Here is a 19501-nt window from a genome sequence, read left to right on the forward strand (position 1 = left end):
ATCCACACAGGGTCACTGTCGCCCCCCCTGCGCCGGTGCGGCACGGGAAGACTTTTCCTACCATGGCAAGCACCCCCGCGATGACCACCCTGAGGTACGCCATGGCCCTGCCAATGCCCAACCACCCCACCCGCCAACCACGCGCTGCCGCCCTGGGTGCGCGCCAAATCGTACGCGCGCTAGCACTCTCGCTGGCGGCCGCGCTGCTGCCCTCGGCGGCCTGGGCTGCCGACCCCATCGACACCGCGCTTGAGCAATGCCTGAAGACCCCGCGCGGCGAGACGACGGCCGGCATGACCGAGTGCACGCACACCGCTTACCAGGCCTACGACCGGCAGATGAACACGCTCTATCAAGCCGTACTGCGCACCGCCGACCCCGCATCGCGCGAGGCCATCCGCAACGCCCAACGTGCCTGGCTGGCCTATCGAAATGCCCAGAAGGCGGCCGACAACGCACCGTGGCGCGCCGATCGCGGCTCCATGGCGAGCCCCGACATTGAAGGGCTGAACGTCGAAGCCATCCGCGCGCGCATTGCCGAGCTGGAGTACTACCCGCACTAGTCGGGCCGGGCTCCCAACCGCCCCTCCCCCGATGTGGATAACCCCATCCGCCGCTGTGGATAACTCCTGTGGAAAACGCGGTGGCTCTGCGGAGGGGCTTGTCTACAGCGCTCGAACGGGAGCGTCGCCATCCCTCCGCCTCAACCGCCCAACCGCGCACCGTGCCCGAGAGGTTGTCCGTTCTGCAATCCCTTGATGCAAAAGCGTTTTTTGCACCTATCCACAGGGCTTATCCACAGCTGTCTGTGCGTAAGGAAGCCGACCGATCAACCCGCGATGGGGCGAGCCGCCGGGCAGGCCGGATGCATATCGGCTGCGGGCACCCCTCGCCTTCACCCTTGCACCCCGCGTGGCGCGTACTACGCTTGACGAGTCCGTGCAGCACCCTGTCATGCGGCCCGACCAAAGTGAGCGGGCCGCGTCCCATCGGCCCCGGCCGACCCCTCCGCCCCCACCGAGAACACGCCATGCGAACCCTCATTGCCGCCGTTGCGCTCCTGCTGGCCATGACGCCCTTTGTGCAAGCTGTGCAAGCCCAGGTGAAGCCGTATCCGCCGGGTTTCCGCCACCAGAACATCCAGACCGACGGCGCCACGCTGTATGTGCGTGTGGGCGGCAGCGGGCCGGCGGTGGTCTTGCTGCACGGCTTTGGCGACACGGGCGACATGTGGGCGCCGCTGGCCGCCGAGCTGGCACGCACCCACACCGTGGTGGTGCCGGATCTGCGCGGCATGGGTTTGTCATCGCACCCCGAAGGCGGCTATGACAAGCGCACCCAGGCTGCCGACATCCGCGCCGTGCTGACCCAGCTGAATATCGACCAAGCCGACGTGGTCGGCCACGACATCGGCACCATGGTGGCCTTCGCCTACGCGGCGCGCTATCCGGACAAGACGACGCGCCTGGTGGTGATGGATGCCCCCGTGCCGGGCGTGCCGCCGTGGGAACAGATCGTCCGCTCACCCAAGCTGTGGCACTTCTCGTTTGGCGGCCCCGATGCCGAGCGGCTCGTCAAAGGCCGCGAGCGCATCTACCTCGACCGGTTCTGGAATGAGTTTGCCGGCAACCCCGCCAAGGTCAACGAAGCCACGCGCGTCCACTACGCTCGCCTCTACGCCAAGCCGGGCGCCATGCATTCTGCGTTTGCGCAATTCCTGTCGATCCCGCAAGACGCGGAGGACAACCAGAAAACCCTCGCCACCAAACTGCCCATGCCGGTGCTGGCCATCGGCGGCGCCAAGTCTTTCGGCGAGAACGAAGCCATCGTCATGCGCAATGCCGCCAGCAACGTGCAAGAGCTGGTGATTCCCGATGCGGGGCATTGGTTGATGGAGGAGCAGACGCAGGCGACGGTGGGCGCGATCGTGAAGTTTCTGGCTCAGTAGCTCGAAGCATGAAGAAAGCCGTCTGGGTGCTCCTTACGGTAGCCGCGCTGTTCTGGGGGGCGTGCGCTCTGTATCCGACCAGTGCTATTCACCTTGGATGGATCGGAACCCTGTTCGCGTCAGTGGCCGGGTTGATTGCGACGATATCGAGCTATTTGACGGAGGAGCGGGTGGACGTTCGCGGTGGCGTCATATTCAAGGCTGAATCACCCATTCGGTTTTTCATCGCTTACGCGGCCGTCGGTTTGTTTTTTGTGTGGCTTATCTTTGTGAGCGCCTTGGGCAGCCTGGGACGGATAGGCACATAGGTGCGAGCAATAGCGCGCCGCGAAATAGGTACGAAAGTACTCTTGTGCCCAGTTGTGACAACTCGCTATCCTGCGCCGCTATAAAAGCGTCGCAGTTCACCGGATTGTTAAACGGGCGTGTCATTTCAAAAATGCGCGATCCAAATTTACCGACTATCTCTGTTCGGTAATTCAGATATCTCGCCACCGCTGCCGGTTCGGCATTTTCTCTGCGCCGTTGTACCGCATCTCCAACCGCGCCCAGGATGGGTGTGGCCACGCTCGCTTCTTCCGAACTTTCGTATCTGTAGACCATGGCCGAGTCCGACCGGACGCTGCATCTGCAAGACCTCTTCTTTCAGCAGGACAAGCGCCTGCTGGGGCTCTCGTTCCCAAAGGACGACACCCCCACCGCCACCGACGTGTGGGGCCGCGCCGTCCCTGTACAAATGGTCGTGGAGCGCTTGGAGGCTCATGAGGGCCTTGGCCAAGACTTCCGGTTTGAGCTGACCCTGTTGGCCGACAGCGTCAGCCTCGTACTGGCGGACATGCTCGGCAAGTTGCTCGCGGTGTCCTTAGTCAAGCCGGATGGCTCCCTGCGCTGGTACACGGGGCACGTGGCGGAATTCTCATTGGTGGGCAGTGACCCCGGCGTGGCGACCTACCGGGCTGTGCTGCGGCCGTGGTTGTGGTTCGCCAGACATCGCATCAACAACCGTATCTTCCGGGACCGCAGTCTGTACGACCAGTTCGCGGAGATCCTGCAGGGCTATGGTGACTGGGCGCAGTGGCGCTGGGAGGTCAACGGTCAAGATGCGCCCTTCACCATGGCTGTGCAAGGCGGGGGACGGGGCGAGAGCGACCATAACTACATCTACCGCCGATTGGAGGCACGGGGCTGGAGCAGCCGTTATGAGCACGATGCGACTGGCCATCGGCTGATCATCTTCGGCAACAGCAGCCAGTGCCCGCCTGTGGAGGGCGATCAGAGCATCCCCTTCCAAGCCCAGGGTGGCCCGCAAGAGGAAGACGCCATCCACCGCTGGACGCCTGTGCAGACGGCGGCAGCCTCGCTGTTCGCGGCCAGCGCCATCGATTTCAAGCATCCGACGCCGCAGCATCAGACGGAACCTGCCCAGCGCAAGCAGGGCAGCGTGCCAGAGCTCGAGGCCCACGAATACGTGGGGCACTACGGCTTCACCAAGGAAGACGCCTCGGGCGCGGCGCTGGTGAGCCTGCGCCGCGAGGAAGTGCAAGCGCAGGCCGAGCAGTACCAAGCCGAAGGCAATAACAGCAGCGTGGCGACTGGCCAGTGGTTTGCGTTGTCCGGGCACTTCAGCAACACCGAGCGCGAAGAGGACAACCAATACCTCATCGTGGAGGCCAGCCACAGCGCGACCAACAACTACCTGGCGGAACGTGGGCGACAGGGCGGGCACGAAGCTGCCCCGCTGGTCGGCCGCAAAGGCGAATACAGCAACCGCTTCACCGCAATCAAGCGCGCGGTGCCGTGGCGGCCTGGCCGGGGCAGGAACAGCGCCGACATACGCGTGGACAGCCACCAGACCGCAACGGTGGTTGCGGCGGGCGGGCTGGGTGCGCTGGACGTGGACGAGCACGGCCGCATCCTGATCCAGTTTCATTGGGATCGGGAAGGCAAATTCAGCGCGCGCGTGCGGGTCGCCTCAAACTGGGCGGGCGGCGAAACCGGCATGGTGTCGTGGCCGCGTGCGGGCAGTGAGGTATGGGTGGTTGCGCTGGACGGCAACCCCGATCACTTCCTGGCCGTTGGCGTTGTGCATAACGCTGAGCGCATGCCGCCGTGGCAGTTGCCGGCGCAGAAGGCTTTGATGGGCATCCGCAGTCGGGAGCTGACCCCGGAAGGCGGCAACACGCCCGATGGCCGCAGCAACCATCTGATCCTGGACGACACGGCGGGAAAGATCCAGGCGCAGGTCAAGAGTGATCACCTCAACAGCACACTGAGCCTCGGGCACATCACGCGGATCGACGGCACCACTGGCCGCCAGAACCCGCGCGGCCAAGGCTTCGCGCTGGATACCGAAGGGCACGGCGCACACCGTGCCGCTGCGGGCATGCAGCTGACCACCGAAGCCCTCAATGGCGGCGGGAACATGATGGAGGTGGGTGCACCGCTGGCGCGGCTCACGGTGGCCCACGATATGCACGACCGGTTGTCGGAGGCGGCGCGTACAGCGGGAGCGCAGCAAGCGGACGATCAGGGCGAGGTGGCCAAGCAACTGCATGAGCAGAACACCAGCCTGAAAGGTAGCGGCGGCGATCCTGCACAGGGACACTTCCCCGAATTCGCGCAACCCCACCTGGTGCTGGCCAGCCCAGCGGGCATCGAGAGCAGCACGGCCGGTAGCACGCACCAGCAGAGCAACGCACACCACGCCATCACCAGCGGCGGGCACACCAGCGTTGCCACCGGGCGCAGCTTCCTCGCCAGCGCTAAAGATGCAATCCGGCTGTTCGCCTATCAACTTGGCCTCAAGCTCGTGGCTGCCAGCGGTGACATTGACCTGCAGGCGCTCAAGAACGGCATCAACCTCCTGGCCAAGCTGGAAATCAAGATGGAGGGCCAGCGAGTCACCATCAACGGCACGGATGGTGTGCGCATCAACGGTGGCGGCAGCTACATCGAGTTGAGCCAGGGCGGGATTACACACGGCACGAATGGCGCATTCCAAGTGCACTCGGCCAACTATGCATTTGTCGGCCCCGACAGCCGGCCTGTGGTGCCGCATGCGGTGACATCCGCGCTCAAGCCCGACGAGCCCGTGCACGTGGTCGATGCGCTCGGCAACAAAATCCCGGACAGCCCGGTCATCGTGCGACCGGGTCAGAACGAAACGCGCACAGCCATCGCGGGCGGAAAGATCGACCCCGAGGCAGCGCTCAATCATCATGTGCTGCGGCGCTGGCGGCGCCCGCAGGGTTGACCTATGCGCGCCCGCCCAACACGCTTCAAGGAGACTTCGTTGAAACACACGCATCACCCTCTCGCATGGCATCAACGTGTTGCCCTGCGATGCACACTCCCCGCTGCCATCGCACTGTTGTCGCTGGCCGGTTGCAGCCTTTCGCCTGCCGATCCAGCCGCAGCAGCGATCGGCTTTGGAGACACGATCAGCGACAAGACGTTGAACAGCATCGCTCGCCCACCCATACAGGTCGTGTATCGCTTCGATGACCATCGGTACATCGAGAACAATCCGGAGCCGGGGTTCAACCTGCCGTGTCAGGGAGAGTTGTTCTATGTGGATGACGCGCTTGGTATCCGCACGGAAGTTGATGGAAACAAACACGGCAATCCAGATGGGCTGTTCAAGGTGGTCAATTCCCCCTATGTGATTGCCCGCAATGACATGAATATCTATGTTTCCTTTGACAAAGGGCGAACGTTCAAATCGTTGCGAATACAGGTGAGTGGCGGAGCCGACGTTGTTGTAGTCGGCAACAACATCTATGCCGGAGGTGGAGGCGAAAGAGGGCCACGTGGCGCATTTAGCGAATGGGAAGGAGCCAGATGGTTCGTAATAGATCCCGCCAAGCAAGAAATCACGCTCAAATATCGAGAGGAGTCTCGGGAATCCGAGGGTGACCGTATTCGCAAGCTCGCCCGCGACCATGTGGTCAACAGCCGGTATCAAGACCCGGAGCAGTATTTCACGTGTAAGAGAGACCTGCCTTGGCGGCCCTCAATCAACCGTGAACGCCAGTTGCAGAAGCAACAGCGGCAGAACCCGTCCACTGCCAACGCGAGCTAAAACCCGTGACAGCCCACAAGTTCAAGCAATTTGCTCCTATGCGCAGCGCGCTTCTAACCGCCACCACCCTGCTGCTGTCGCTGGCCGGCTGCAGCCTTTCGCCCGTCGATCCAGCCGCAGCAGCGATCGGCTTTGGCGACACGATCAGCGACAAGGCGTTGTACAGCATCGCGCGCCCACCCATACAGGTTGTGTATCGCTTCGATGACCACCGTTACATCGAGAACGATCCGGGGCCGGGGTTCAACCTGCCGTGTCAGGGAGAGTTGTTCTACGTGGATGAAGCGCTGGGCATCCGCACGCAGACCTCGGGAAACAAGCACGGCAATCCCAGGGAGATATTCAAGGTGGTCGATTCACCTTATGTGGTGGCCCGCAACGACATGGCCATCTATGTCTCGTTTGACAAGGGGCGAACTTTTAAAACTGTCCCCGATGTTCCCGGCGGCGTCGATGTCGTCGTCGTAGGCGACCGGATCTACATGGGTAGCGACGGATTCACTGAAGGTTCCATCGACTTATACGTCATCAAACCGGACACGCAGAAGATCGAGCTTCAGTACACCGCACAAAAACCTATTGATGATCCCTATCAGATTCATCGATTTGCGGCCTCAGGATTTCCGGTGCCAGAACCAGACCCGCGCTATGCGGAGCTAAAAAAAGCCGCGCGCGAGCACGTGAATATGCGCAGCACCCATCAAGACTCGACGCAGTTCTTCTCATGCAAGAGGGATTTGCCTTGGCGCCCCTCGATCAACCGTGAACGCCAGTTGCAGAAACAACAACAGCAGACCCTTTCCACCGCCAACGCGAGCTAAACCCGTGACAGCCCTCAAGTTCAAGCAATTTGCCCCCATGCGCAGCGCGCTTCTAACTGTCACCGCACTGCTTCTGTCGCTGGCCGGCTGCAGCCTTTCGCCTGTCGATCCAGCCGCAGCAGCGATCGGCTTTGGCGACACGATCAGCGACAAGACGTTGAACAGCATCGCGCGCCCGCCCATACAGGTTGTGTACCGCTTCGATGACCACCGATACATCGAGAACAATCCGGAGCCGGGGTACAACCTGCCGTGTCAGGGAGAGTTGTTCTATGTGGATGCGGCGCTTGGCATCCGTACGGAAGTTGATGGAAACAAGCATGGCAATCCAGAGGGCGTTTTCAAGGTAGTTAACTCGCCCTACGTGATTGCCCGCAATGACATGGCCGTCTATGTCTCCTTTGATCAAGGGCGAACGTTCAAATCGCTTCGTCCACAGGTCAGCGGCGGAAGCGACGTTGTTGTGGTCGGCAATGACATATATGTGGGTGGCGGAGGCGATGAAGGGCCAAATGGAGCCTTTCTCCCACGGCAGGGGGCTTTGTGGTTTGTTATTGATCCCGCTAAGCAGGAAATCACGCTCAAGTATCGAGAGCAGTCCCATGAGTCCGAAGGCGATCGAATTCGCAAACTCGCCCGCGCACAATTCACTTTCCCATTGAGTCAGTCCGACTATTTCACTTGCAGAAGAGATCTTCCTCGGCGTCCCTCGATCAACCGTGAGCGCCAGTTGCTGAAGCAACAACAGCAGAACCCGTCCACCGCTAACGTGAACTAAAGCCCGTGAAAGCCCCCCAATTCCAGCAATTCGCCCCCAAGGTCGATACGCTCGCGGAAGTGCCGCTCAAGTACGAGTCCACCCCGCTCACACTCGAACTTGGTTGCGGCATTGATGGCCCCGAGCATGAGGGTAAGCCCGTGGCCCGCCAGCGTAACCCGCTACCGTGCCTGGTGATCTTCGTGCACGGCGTCAACAGTGAGGGCGAGTGGTACTACGACGCCGAACGACATATCTGCGCCGGCCTCAATGACCGGCTAGGGCGTTGGGGGACCGCCGTCGAATTACAACCGGCTGTCGAAAAAAGAGAGGACCCCAACTACACCTACAGCCTCGACCGCCCGATGCAACGCACACGCCCCCACTTTGAAGTGGGCCAGACTGCGGCCAACTCTGACTATCTGGTCACACGTTCCCCGGTGATCCGCTTCTATTGGGGCTTCAAATCCCGCAAGGGCGACTACGGCAGACCGAGCGCGCACGACTATCAAGACACACATCACCCCGAACTGCGTGCCTACCCGGTGGCGCTGGACGAAGACGACGCCTGGGGCGGCGGCCCCTTCCAGAACGGCACCTCGGGGCTGTGGCACATGTACCGCAAGGACAAGGGCTTCACGCAGGATCTCCAGCGCCTGAACCCCATTACCGACCGCTACCTGACCAAGGCCCCACCGCGCACGTACTACGTGCACGCTGCGCGCCGGTTGGCCAACCTGGTCGCCACTGTGCGTCGCAACAGTCCGCACGAGACCATCAACATCGTCAGCCACAGCCAAGGAACCATGGTGTCGATGTTGGCCACGCTCATGCTCAAGGAGCAGGGTGTGCGCGGACCGGAAGCGCTATTCGTTTGCAACAGCCCCTTCAGCCTGAACGAACCTGGTGGCCTGATGGAGTGCTTGCAGTTTGGCAATGACTACGTGGTCAGCCAGCCGGCGCGCTTCGCGACGCTCAAGGCCGTGGCCGATGCAATCAAGGAAGCAGGCGAGCACGCTGACGCATTTAGCGAAGCCAACCAGCAGGCGCAGTGCCTCTGCACGCCAGCACGCGCACCGCTGCTCGACCGAGAGGCGTTCGGCAAGTTCTACGTCTACGCCAACCCGCACGACCGGGTGATGGGTGCCAGCGTGCTCCGCTCCATCGGCTGGCGCGCACTCACGCAGGCCGAGCGGAGCCGCGTGGGCGCTTCCAATCTGCGCGTGCGCATGTTCGCGGAGAACATCGAAGCGGGCAAAGGTGAATGCTCGTACGCCGCCTGTGCCAAGAGCTTTGCCATCACCAAAAATGACGAGGGCGAAGAAATCGGCAGGGAGCGCACGGAATTCTGGATTCCGCCGTCAGAAAAAGCGGCCGGCGTCTATGGCCTCTATTCCCCTCCGGAAGACGACGAGGAAACCGTCTACATCAATGCGCCGACCGTGCCGTGGCTGACCGATGCCGCGCTGCGCGAGCACATGGAGCAGGCTATGAGGTCGGATGGACAGCCCGCTTGGAAAAATCTGGCGGGATGGGACGGACGCCTCAAGGACTTCCACGAATACCGGGGCTTTCTACGTCCGAAAGTCGACGGCGGCGATGCCCGCGACGTGGAAGCCTACGACCAGGTCTACGGCCCGAACTACGAAGTGGTGCGCATGGAGGTCAACGTGTATGGGAAACGTTACCCGGTCTACAAGACGATCACCGAGGCGGAAGACGCTTTTGTCAAGACCAAGCACAACCTGACCAACCACAGCACCTTGCCCAAAAACGAATTCGTCGTGCGCGGCGTGATGGCGTGGGACCTGGCGCTGGGCCTGAACCAGAGTTACACCGATAAAGCCTATTGGGCCTATCTCAAGGCCCTGGCGGACTGGAAATGCAGCGACCCGTATTTCTTGCAAAACGATGAGGGCCACCAGCCCGAGCCGGGCGAGCCGCCGCCTGGTGTAGATCGCACGCTGGCCTACCCGCAGCGGGACACGTCTGTCGCCTCCGCAGAACCGGTTGTCACCGGCTACGCCTGCCCGCAAACGGGCTGGTGGCAATGCGACGAAGCCGGCGCCGTCGCCGGCGAGCGGCGCCAGTTCATCCGCGAGGGGCAAATCATGCCCAAGGTGGCGGTGGCGGGTGAGCCTTCACTGTGGCAACGCGTCAAGGGCGAGCAGCCGGTCTGGAATACCGCCACGGTGTGGCGTCTGGCCAGTACCGAGCAGGCACCGCACGCTGCCAATGCGGATGCGTTTGCAACCGACGGCAGCCGTGGCGGCACGAGTCTGTCTTAACACCCTCCTTTACCCGACACGCTATGCCCCAAATCATTCGCCTTGGTGATCCCACCGACCACGGCGGCAAGGTCATCGAAACCTCCGCCCCTCAGTTCAAGGTCTATGGTGTACCGGTCGCGCGCAAGGGCGATCGGTGCTCTTGCCCGCACGCGGGTCATGACGATTGCGTCATCGTCGAAGGCGATGAGAATTTCAAGGTGGACGGTGTGCCCGTTGCCTTTGAGGGCCACAAAACATCTTGTGGCGCGACGTTGATTGCGACCGTGAGCGGCTTTGGCAAAGCGTGAACTCGCCGGCGTTGCGGCAGCGGTGCCAATGGACTCGCTTCTTTGGCATGTCGCATTTGGCAGAAGGCGTAGCCTTTCGTAAACATACCCTACGTGCCTCCAGAGGGCTGGTCTCCTTCCCCTTCACGTCAACATGACAGAACACACCACCCTCCGCAGCGCAGTGAAAAGCGACGCCGCCATGCTCTGCGCCGCAGAACAAGCCACCGCCCTCACGCCAGGGTTGCTGATATCACGGCCCCACGAGCTGCAGGTTGAGGCATTCGAACGAAAGATCGAGTTCGTCCAGCAAGGCGGCGTGTATCTCGTGGCCGAACGCGGCGGTGCGCCGGTGGGCCACGCGCTGCTGGAGCCGATGACGCTGATCGCGCTCTCTCATGTCGTTAGCCTCACGATCGTCGTTCACCCCGGACACCTGGAGCGCGGAATTGGCACGGCGCTCATGACGGCACTCATGGACTGGGCGGCAAGCCAACCGCATGTCGAAAAGGTGGAGCTTCGCGTCCGGGCAACCAACGCTCGCGCGATTGCCTTGTACCAACGCTTTGGATTCGTAGAAGAAGGCCGGTTTGAGCGCCGCATACGGTTGCCGGACGGGTCATATATCGCGGATGTCTCTATGGCGCGATTTGTTCGCCAGGCAGAGACCTCATCGAATCCGCCGACGCGCTCTACCCCACCACGCTGACTCACCGCACCAGCGTCACCGGAATGCGCGACAGGCGTACCAGCTGATTCGACAGCCTCGCCCTCATCAGAGAGCCCAGGAGTGTGCGCGCTGCCGAACCCATCACGATCATGTCGCATTGGTTGGCGGCTGCGGTTTGCACGATGGTTTCGGCAATGCGGCCGACTCGGACTTGCGCCACGTAGCGCGCCCCGGCGTCGTCCAGGATGGCGCGCGCTTGTCGAAGCGCGACCTCTCCGTCCTGTTCTTCAAGCTGGCGCAGCGCTTCCAACGAGTGGTAAGCGCTGGCGCGACTGCCTTCGATTGGCGACTGCACATTCAGCAGCACGATGTCTGACGCGCAGCGGTCCTGGCAGAGGAAGGCAGCGTGGCGCACTGCATCCAGCGCGTGGCGGGAGCCGTTAACTGGCACGAGAAGTTTCAGCATTGCGAAGTCTGATCACGTTGATCGGCCGGCGGCAGGGTGAGTCGGGTGATCGCCTGCTGGTGCCGGGATAAGTTGGGCTCTGAGCGCTTCGTCAAGACAGGTCCGCCGTGTTCGAGTCCGAGGCCCCATGCTGGTCGATCGCGCGACCATAGCGTTCCTCCGCGCGCCGATCCGTGAGGTAGACAGCGACGAACAATGCGATGACGGCGACCATGGCTCCGATGCCGAGCAACCATCTGGATAGGATTTCCATTTCGGTGATGGCGCACCGCGCCTGGGTAGTGGTGACATCTGAAGCGTAGCCAGCCGACCGTCAAAAACGTGTAGAGAGATCACCTGCGCGTGAAAAAATCGCGTAAACAATCCACCATGGATGCCCTGTTCAAGCCAGTTCACGAGCAAAGGCCGCCTTAGCAGGCATTGGTGGCATTTGTGCGGGGGCTGCTCTAGATTGAGCAGTACAACCAACCCGGCCCCACAAGACCATCCGCTGCACGGAGACGCCATGGCGACCATGACCAAGATGTGGCAACTGCTGGTCGGCAAGCCACTGGACCCACTGGACCCGCGCACACGCCATGCCATTGCGGTGACGCCGTTGCTGGCGTGGGTCGGGCTGGGGGCGGATGGGTTGTCTTCCTCCTGCTACGGCCCGGAAGAAGCCTTTCTGGCGCTGGGCCAGCACACGCCGCTGGCGCTATTCCTCGCGCTGGCCACGGCTGCCACGGTGTTCATCATCGCGCTGGGCTACAACCAGGTGATCGAGCTGTTTCCGACCGGCGGGGGCGGCTACCGGGTAGCCACGGCACTGCTTGGGCCGCGTCCGGGTTTGGTGTCCGGGGCGGCGCTGCTGGTGGACTACGTGTTGACCGTCGCCACCTCCTTGGCCAGCGGCGTGGACGCGTTCTTCAGCTTGCTGCCCGTGAGCGCGCAAGCGTTCAAGCTCGGCACGGAAATCGTGCTGGTCGTGTTGATGACCGGGCTCAACTTCCGGGGCATGCGGGAATCCATCCTGGTGTTGCTGCCGATCTTCATCGGCTTCGTGGTGCTGCATCTCGGGCTGATCGTCTATGGCGTGGCCGTGCATGGCGATCATCTGGTCACGGTCGTGCCCGATGCCGTCAACGAGGCGCATGGCATGTCGCAGGCGCTTGGGCCGCTGGTGATGCTCGCTTTGCTGATGCGTGCGTTCTCGATGGGCGGCGGTACCTATACCGGCCTGGAAGCCGTCTCGAACAACGTCAACATGCTGGCCGAGCCGCGCGTGCCCGCCGGCAAGCGCACTATGCTGTACATGGCGACGTCGCTGGCCTTTACGGCGGGCGGCATCATCCTGCTGTACATGCTGTGGCAGGCCAAGCCGGTGGAGGGCCAGACGCTCAACGCGGTGGTGTTTGGCAGCGTGATCAACCACATGGGGCTCGACTCCACGCTTGCGCGCAGTGGGCTGCTGGCCGCCGTGCTGGCGTTCGAGGCGGGCTTGCTGCTGGTGGGGGCGCAGACGGGGTTTCTGGATGGCCCCGCCGTGCTGTCGAACATGGCGCAAGACTCCTGGGTGCCGCGCCATTTCCGTGACCTGTTGACGCGGCTGGTGCGGCAGAACGGCATCATCGTGATGGGCGTGGCCAGCGTCATCATCCTGCTGTGGACACACGGCGAGGTGGCCGTGCTGGTGGTGCTGTACAGCATCAACGTGTTCCTCACGTTCAGCCTCTCGCTGCTGGGCCTGTGCACGTACTGGTGGCGCCGCCGCAAGGACAGCGGCAACTGGCTCAAGCACTTCGCGCTGTCTGCCCTGGGCCTGTCGGTCACCAGCACGGTGCTGGTCATCACGCTGGTCGAGAAATTCACGGCGGGTGGCTGGCTGACGGTGCTGGTCACGAGTGCGGTCGTGGCGCTGTGCTTCCTGATCCGGCGGCACTACGACGAAACGCGCGCACTGATCGCCAAGGAAGATGCGTTGTTTGGCGGAGCGCCCCCTGCGGTGGACGAAAGCAGTGCCCCGGCCAAGCCAGACCCTTCACAGCCGACGGCCATCCTGCTGGTCGGCAAGCATCGTGGGGCGAGCATGCACGCGCTGCTGTGGGTGAACCGGCTGTTTCCCGGCCACTTCAAGAACGTGATCTTCCTGGCCGTGGGTGAGGTGGACGCACAGAGCTATGAAGGCGCGGAACATCTGGACCACCTGCGCCAGACCATTAGCACATCGTTGGCGTACTACGTGGCGCACTGCCGGCGCCACGGCATGGCTGCGGACTACCGCATCGCCTTCGGCACGCACCCGATTGCGGAATTCACGCGCCTGGCCGAAACCACGATGAACGACTTCCCGAACAGCGTGTGCTTTGCCAGCAAACTCATCTTCAAACAGGTCAACTTCCTGACCGCCTGGTTACACAACCAGACGCCGCTTGAGATCCAGACGCGGCTACACGTGCAGGGCAAGCAGATGGTGCTGTTGCCGATGAACGTGGGGTAATTGAGGCAGGGATACGCTATTTGCCAATCTGTCTTTCCACGCAGTTCAACGAGAGGACTTTCCCATGCAGCCAGTCGTCAGAGTCTCGATTCTTCGATGCCCCCCGGACAAGTTTGCCGAGATGCGGCAGATGATGAACGACCTCGAACCGGTGCTCCGGCCCGGTATCGAGGCGATGCGCGGATTGATCGCCTTCTATGTGGGTGAAGACGAGGCGACCTCGTCGCTATCGAACGTGAGCTTGTGGACCGACCTGGACGCGGCCAAGCAACTGAATACGTTCCAGCCGATGCTCGATTCGGGCAAGCCTTTTATCGACAAGGGCGGCACGTTTGAGCGGCCGATCATGAATTACCTGCCGATGTGGGAGTTGAAGCCGGTGTCGAAGGGTTGAGGCTTTGCTGGTCCTCTGCGCCGCGAATGACGAGGTCCGGCGCAGGGAGCGATTCGTTCGACCGTCCGTGTGAATCACACCCCCCCCCGCCCCGAACACGGAAATACTGACACTCTCGCGCGGAGCGTTCCTGCCGACTCGGTCTACAAGGGCCCGATGGCGTTCGGGATTGCATGTGTATCCTCTCGTGCGCGCATCCGGTCAGTAACGACACCCTCTACATGACACACGTAGTCCATATTCAAGTGCCTGGCGAAACCATCGCATGTGCTTCGCTGGCCGATATTCAAGACCTCATCCCGCGCTATCAGCGCCCTGAAACCCGAAGACAGATTGGAGCCTACGGGCTCGCGCTGGCCGCCTCGTTGGCGGTGAGGCCAACCACCGACTTTGAAGATGCGACCCACGTGTTGGACGAAATGGCACGGGCGAAAGCGAGCCTCGATATTGCGTCGGGGCACTGCATTGATGTCGTGCAAGTGACGTCTTCGGTGATGCTGGCGACGCAGACATACGTCGATGAACAAACCGTGCCGTGCACCGAGTGGCCGTTACCGAAGGAGGTTGCGGACGCTGCACGGCAAGCAGCCGAGCAGGTCGTCGCGAGCCTGCTCTCCACTTAAGTGAAATGTTGTGCAAATAACCAGCACAACTGACCCCGCACCGACACCCATCACGCAATGCGCCTCACCACCCTCCTCGCCGCCCTCGCACTCAGCCTTGCCCAGCCGGCAATCGCCCAGACCGACAAGAGCGATACCCCCTCGCTCTACATCAAAGCCGGCATCCCCACGCCCTCGCGCGTATGGACCGGTGCCGACTACACCCAAGCCGTGAATGTCTTGGAGTCGGGTGCCGCGCCCCTTCCCCGCTTCTCGGATAGCAATGGGGCGGCGGTGCTCAACCGCATGACGGCCGTGGAAAACCTGGACTTCTACCGCGATCCCTCGGTGCCGCTGGAGACGCAGTTTGGGGACTACCTCGCCCTTTCCATCGGCATCAATACGCTGATGACGATGTACCTGGATTCGCCTCGCGACCGCGCTGGGAAGACGCAGCTTGAAACCGCCGCGATCGTGGCCTACCGGCTTCACGTCGCCGTCGCGGGCCTAGGCCTGGTGGACGCATTGATATCCACCGTCCCGAGAGATGAGAAGTACGCAACCCGAGTCGCCAGCATGAAGGATATGCAAACCGCTTACTCGTCAACATTGGGGGATGCCGAAGTCATGCTCACCGCGGAACACGGCTTTTCTGCAGCAGGCAGATCACTGGTGCTCAAGGCCATGGCCGACACGCTGCCGACCCTCAAGCGGGCATTCCAACCGTTCTACAAAGAAGAGCTTCGCCAGAAGCTCGAAGCGGATCGCGCGAAACTCAGCGACGCAGAAGACCGCAGGCTGCTTGATGACATGATTGGCCTGCTCGACAACCTAGGCCTCTGCCACGGATTGCTGAGAAGAAAGCTCCGCGAGCCGAGCTCCGAGCTCGAGCCACCGAGAAAATAACCCCGCGTCGGGTATTCGCGCTTCGTTGTCGCGCTACCGCCTCCGATCCATCCCGATTTCAGGGCGCCGTGCAATGGGCGCATTGGTTTAATCACATCCGACGGTTTGGCCCATCGGGTACATCCGGCCGGCAGAAGCTGGGGCAAACTGCTGGCGGCAACTTGCCAGCGAGACCACCGCAACGGTCTCAACTCAAACCAACCAGCCTCCTCGAAAGCCGGGGCGATTCAATCATGAATGCCAGTCAGCTCCTTCAGCACGCACACGAGATCGTTAGCAATTGCAGCTTCTGTTTTGTGTCCTCAATCGATGCTTCTGGTCAGATCAACTCCAGAGTCGTCGAGATCTTGGAGATCGAGCAAGACCTCTCTATTCGGTTCATGACGGATTCGAGAACGCGCAAAGCGTCGGAGATTCGCCAAGGGAAGACGATCAGCCTGTCCTTCCTCAGCATGGCCGACGCGGGATACGTCACCATCGGAACTGCCCCGACAGTCTCTGGGGAGACCGCACTGAAGCAACGCATCTGGAAAGAGTCACTGCGCAGGTGGTTTCCCAATGGGCCGGACGACCCCCATGCGGTCGCTGTGACCTGCGCACCTGTCTGGATTGAACTGTGGTCGCTCAAGCGAGGGGTCGCCCCAGCGCCTTTGGGCCTCAATTCAGTTCGACTGACGCGAAAGGACGACGGCTGGCAAGCACATCAAACGTTTCCCACCGACGGTGAACCAGCGCCGTTCTGACAACCGGCATCGCGGCAGCGAGACCGACGATTCACCACCGACCGACGGTGCATCCTGAGACGCGGAAGGCCGAGTATCTGCACCCTTACCACTCAGGCAAGAACGGTCAACTTGGTGCCGGCTCGGCATACCCTGATCTGACTTTTAACCCATCAAGATGAAGGCGAAGATACTCACCCTGATCGCCGCGCTGCCCGCCTTAATGTCGATTCTGTACGTGGCGTATCGCGTGTTCTTTGTTGACGTGAACCACGTGGGTCTGACGCCGCACTATCTCGACGTGCCGGCGGTTGTGTCTGTTCTGTTGGCGCTCGTGTTCCGCCTTGAGCGTCGGGGGCTATGGGCTGTCGCCGTGATCGCTGCTCTGAACGTGTTGGTAGTCGTCTGGGCCATCGACACCAACATTCTGGTCGAGTATGAGGAGTGGATACGCAGGGGGATGCCGGTGAAGTCAGTCGGCCTCGAATCGAGCTGACCCTAGAGGAAGCGGACCGCCCGAAAGGGCAGTTTTTTATGCCCTACGTTGTGCCAAGCGGTGCGCAAAACTGAGCCAAGTGGCGCGCAACGTTACAGCCGCTGCGCGATAATGCGCGCCTCGTGCTCCACGGGACGCAGCGCATCAGCAAAGTCTGATTTGTCCCGTTCTGCATTGCTTCATTGGAAGGCGGCCCCTATGCTCCCGGTGCCGCTTTCGTGCCATGAGAGAAAGCGGCCGAGGATTGGAACCCTCGGTATCGTCCGGCAGGGACCGAGCATAGGTCCTTGTCGTCAATCTCCCGTGGCCGCTCCCCCTTTATGGGCGAGCCTGGCAGGGACGGCTTCGCGCCGATCGAGTGACGATACTCGGGTTCCAACCTTGTCAGTGCTCGCCCACCCCTCCCCCCGGGTGGCGAGTTTCCTCAGTTCGACGGAGACATCGCCATGACAGATTCCCAAGCCGTTCCCGATATTCGCCGCTATGAGGCGCATGCTGAGTTGTTCGACAAGCTATCGAAGCTGCGGGCGTTTTTGAGCATGTTGTACGCCGATGGGTTCGAGCACTTTCGCTCACTCGACGAAACACGGCAGGCGGAATATCTGTGGACCTGTTTGGACTATGCCGAAGGCGCATATCGGGCGCTCACGGTTCAGGATGAAATCGAAACACGCAGCGCTGAGTCCGCTCTTCTCTCCGAATGAAAAGCTGCTTCTTCGAGCAGCAAATCTTTGCAAACCGGGCTTTTCCTTCCTGCTACGTTGCTTCTCCCGAAATAAAAAACAGAGTGGAGATGAAATGGCGCAGGACATCTTTCTTAAATTGACCGGTATCGAGGGAGAGGCAATGGATTCACGCCATCCCAACGAAATCGACGTCTTAAGCTGGAATTGGGACGTCACGCAGCCGTCCAGCATGCACGCCGGCACCGGCGGAGGCGCGGGCAAGTGCACTGTCCACGATCTGGTGATCGAGCACTACGTTGATCGCGCGACACCCAACCTCGTTCAACACTGCCTGACCGGTAAGCACGTTAGCGAAGCCGTGCTTGTCGCGAGAAAGGCCGGTGGCACGCCCCTGGAGTTTCTGAAAATCACGATGGAAGACGTGTTGGTTTCCCGTGTGAAGACGGTGTGCAACACCAACATGAGGGCACCGCGCGAACAAGTCAGTCTGTCATTTGCCCGCGTCAAACAGGAGTACGTCATTCAAAACGCCCAGGGCGGAAGCGCAGGCGCCGTGAGCGTGGGGTACGACATCAAGGCGAACAAGGCCATCTAACGACGACAGCGGAGACAGGCGACATGCTTTTTATTTCAGAGCACGGGATTGTGGATGATGAGCGGATCAAGGTGAGGATCTTTCCGAATATCGAGCGAAGCCGGATGAGTAAGGTGAATGGGATTGTTGTTCATCAGACAGATAGCTCCACCGCGAACAGCACGTTCAATAGTTATCAAGGAAAGGGAGCAAACGGAGCGCACTTCCTGATTGACAAAGACGGTACCGTCTATCAAACAGCTTCTCTTTATAGGAGAACCAACCACGTTGGGAAGATGCAGTCGCGGTGTCTTGTGACAAAGAAATGCACTCCTGCTGAAATCAAGTCCGCATTCTCTGCTTCCAGAAATCCAAGTGCTCTAACGAGGCACGAGATGCAAAAAGATTTTCCGGCCAGATTTCCTTCCAACAATGATTCCATTGGGATCGAGCTTGTCGGCCTGGCTATTGAGCCGGCACCGGGAAAGGAAAAGGTCTACGAATCTGTGACAGACAAGCAGAATGCTTCGTTGCGATGGCTAATTCAAGAGCTGACCTCCGTGCTGAATATTTCTTCGCAAGAAATCTATAAGCACTCGGAAATTGGTCGGAAGAATATAACTGAAGCGAGTAGTGCAAAATGGTAAAAAGAAAATTGCGATATGCGATTAAGGCGCTATTTCTTTTCGCTACGCTGACCGCTGCTCAGCACGGCTATGCCAGAACGGTGAAGAAGATCACCATTACAGAGGTTGGAAAGAGCGTCAACCAAAAAGACGAGGCGATTGTCAGTGCTTGTAAGAGATTCCGGCCAACGATAAAGCAGCTGCACAGGTACTTCAACAACGCCTATCCCGTAGAAAGCTATATCGGCACAACCGAACGGTACTCTGATTGTTACGCAACAGGAACGATTGAGTTCAGCGATAACAGCAAAGGGGTATGGCGGCTAAAGTCGAGTGGAACCAGCGGGATTACATGGACAAGAGGGGACTACGTTGACTTGTTCTACAAGCACAACAAGTGGTACGACCCGTTCGCTTGTAGCTACGGCCTTAGCGATGAGGGCGAGTGCTGACCGGTTCGGCTGATAGCCGGTTGCGGTGCCAAAGCTTTTGGGGTGCCGTTGTTGCCGAGCCTATCTCCGCCTTGGAGTGTCGATGGAAGAGATCTATCGACACTTCGAAATTGGTCGAAAGAACGTTACCGAAGGGAGTACAGAAAAATGAAATTAAGGCCACAGACGCGTCCTCTAAAAGGGGGCGTGATTATGGCACTCTTAATGGTGTCTCAGCTCGGCTATGCTGGAGCGAAGGGCGAGCGATCAATAAGAAAAATAACT

At 60.7% G+C, this 19501-nt stretch carries 21 protein-coding genes; 20 read left to right on the forward strand and 1 reads right to left on the reverse strand.

Features of this window, described 5'->3' with window-relative positions; all coding sequences use genetic code 11:
• The first annotated feature begins 80 nt into the window (after nt 1-80).
• From ACS7SF_RS09285 to ACS7SF_RS09330, 10 genes are all read left to right on the forward strand, one after another.
• Nucleotides 81-563: a lysozyme inhibitor LprI family protein gene (locus tag ACS7SF_RS09285; RefSeq protein WP_439889514.1), complete on the forward strand. Its 483-nt coding sequence runs from the start codon at nt 81-83 to the stop codon at nt 561-563.
• A gap of 467 nt (nt 564-1030) precedes the next feature.
• The gene (locus ACS7SF_RS09290) at nt 1031-1948 is read left to right on the forward strand and encodes an alpha/beta fold hydrolase (RefSeq protein ID WP_439889515.1); all 918 of its coding nucleotides are present in this window, start codon (nt 1031-1033) and stop codon (nt 1946-1948) included.
• 8 nt (nt 1949-1956) lie between these two features.
• Nucleotides 1957-2256 (forward strand): hypothetical protein, encoded by a 300-nt coding sequence (locus tag ACS7SF_RS09295; RefSeq protein WP_439889516.1) that lies wholly within the window; start codon nt 1957-1959, stop codon nt 2254-2256.
• A gap of 293 nt (nt 2257-2549) precedes the next feature.
• Entirely contained in the window at nt 2550-5201 is a 2652-nt protein-coding gene (gene vgrG, locus ACS7SF_RS09300) for a type VI secretion system tip protein VgrG (RefSeq protein WP_439889517.1), read from the forward strand.
• 39 nt (nt 5202-5240) lie between these two features.
• A complete protein-coding gene (locus tag ACS7SF_RS09305; RefSeq protein ID WP_439889518.1) occupies nt 5241-6029 on the forward strand; it encodes a T6SS immunity protein Tli3 family protein in 789 nt (262 codons plus the stop codon).
• Between the two features lie 5 nt (nt 6030-6034).
• On the forward strand, nt 6035-6850 hold the full coding sequence (locus ACS7SF_RS09310; RefSeq protein ID WP_439889519.1) for a T6SS immunity protein Tli3 family protein: 816 nt from the start codon (nt 6035-6037) through the stop codon (nt 6848-6850).
• 4 nt (nt 6851-6854) lie between these two features.
• Nucleotides 6855-7628, forward strand: a complete 774-nt coding sequence (locus ACS7SF_RS09315) for a T6SS immunity protein Tli3 family protein (RefSeq protein ID WP_439889520.1) — start codon at nt 6855-6857, stop codon at nt 7626-7628.
• A gap of 5 nt (nt 7629-7633) precedes the next feature.
• Nucleotides 7634-9895: a T6SS effector phospholipase Tle3 domain-containing protein gene (locus tag ACS7SF_RS09320; protein ID WP_439889521.1), complete on the forward strand. Its 2262-nt coding sequence runs from the start codon at nt 7634-7636 to the stop codon at nt 9893-9895.
• Nucleotides 9896-9918: 23 nt separating this feature from the next.
• Nucleotides 9919-10185: a PAAR domain-containing protein gene (locus ACS7SF_RS09325; RefSeq protein ID WP_439889522.1), complete on the forward strand. Its 267-nt coding sequence runs from the start codon at nt 9919-9921 to the stop codon at nt 10183-10185.
• A 133-nt stretch (nt 10186-10318) separates the two neighbouring features.
• A complete protein-coding gene (locus tag ACS7SF_RS09330) occupies nt 10319-10873 on the forward strand; it encodes a GNAT family N-acetyltransferase (protein WP_439889523.1) in 555 nt (184 codons plus the stop codon).
• A 1-nt stretch (nt 10874) separates the two neighbouring features.
• Here the strand turns inward: ACS7SF_RS09330 and ACS7SF_RS09335 are convergent, their stop codons facing one another.
• Nucleotides 10875-11300, reverse strand: coding sequence for a universal stress protein (locus tag ACS7SF_RS09335; RefSeq protein ID WP_439889524.1), 426 nt, complete (start codon nt 11298-11300; stop codon nt 10875-10877).
• Nucleotides 11301-11805: 505 nt separating this feature from the next.
• Between ACS7SF_RS09335 and ACS7SF_RS09340 the strand changes: the two genes are divergently transcribed.
• The 10 genes from ACS7SF_RS09340 (at nt 11806) to ACS7SF_RS09385 (ending at nt 19237) form a co-directional block, all read left to right on the forward strand.
• Nucleotides 11806-13779: an APC family permease gene (locus tag ACS7SF_RS09340; RefSeq protein WP_439889525.1), complete on the forward strand. Its 1974-nt coding sequence runs from the start codon at nt 11806-11808 to the stop codon at nt 13777-13779.
• A 64-nt stretch (nt 13780-13843) separates the two neighbouring features.
• Nucleotides 13844-14173 carry a hypothetical protein gene (locus ACS7SF_RS09345; RefSeq protein WP_439889526.1) on the forward strand — a complete coding sequence of 110 codons (330 nt, stop codon included), beginning with the start codon at nt 13844-13846 and terminating at the stop codon, nt 14171-14173.
• A gap of 221 nt (nt 14174-14394) precedes the next feature.
• Complete coding sequence (locus tag ACS7SF_RS09350) at nt 14395-14796, forward strand: hypothetical protein (RefSeq protein ID WP_439889527.1); 402 nt, start codon at nt 14395-14397, stop codon at nt 14794-14796.
• Nucleotides 14797-14853: 57 nt separating this feature from the next.
• Nucleotides 14854-15681 (forward strand): hypothetical protein, encoded by an 828-nt coding sequence (locus ACS7SF_RS09355; protein ID WP_439889528.1) that lies wholly within the window; start codon nt 14854-14856, stop codon nt 15679-15681.
• 233 nt (nt 15682-15914) lie between these two features.
• Nucleotides 15915-16424, forward strand: coding sequence for a pyridoxamine 5'-phosphate oxidase family protein (locus tag ACS7SF_RS09360; RefSeq protein WP_439889529.1), 510 nt, complete (start codon nt 15915-15917; stop codon nt 16422-16424).
• Between the two features lie 157 nt (nt 16425-16581).
• Nucleotides 16582-16899, forward strand: coding sequence for a hypothetical protein (locus ACS7SF_RS09365; RefSeq protein WP_439889530.1), 318 nt, complete (start codon nt 16582-16584; stop codon nt 16897-16899).
• A 446-nt stretch (nt 16900-17345) separates the two neighbouring features.
• Entirely contained in the window at nt 17346-17603 is a 258-nt protein-coding gene (locus ACS7SF_RS09370; RefSeq protein WP_439889531.1) for a hypothetical protein, read from the forward strand.
• Nucleotides 17604-17697: 94 nt separating this feature from the next.
• Entirely contained in the window at nt 17698-18180 is a 483-nt protein-coding gene (locus tag ACS7SF_RS09375) for an Hcp family type VI secretion system effector (RefSeq protein ID WP_439889532.1), read from the forward strand.
• A 23-nt stretch (nt 18181-18203) separates the two neighbouring features.
• A complete protein-coding gene (locus ACS7SF_RS09380; protein ID WP_439889533.1) occupies nt 18204-18806 on the forward strand; it encodes a peptidoglycan recognition protein family protein in 603 nt (200 codons plus the stop codon).
• A complete protein-coding gene (locus ACS7SF_RS09385) occupies nt 18800-19237 on the forward strand; it encodes a hypothetical protein (protein ID WP_439889534.1) in 438 nt (145 codons plus the stop codon). Before ACS7SF_RS09380 ends, ACS7SF_RS09385 begins: the two co-directional genes overlap by 7 nt.
• Nucleotides 19238-19501: the final 264 nt, after the last annotated feature.

Source organism: Ralstonia sp. 25C (assembly GCF_051904805.1).
Lineage (GTDB): Bacteria > Pseudomonadota > Gammaproteobacteria > Burkholderiales > Burkholderiaceae > Ralstonia.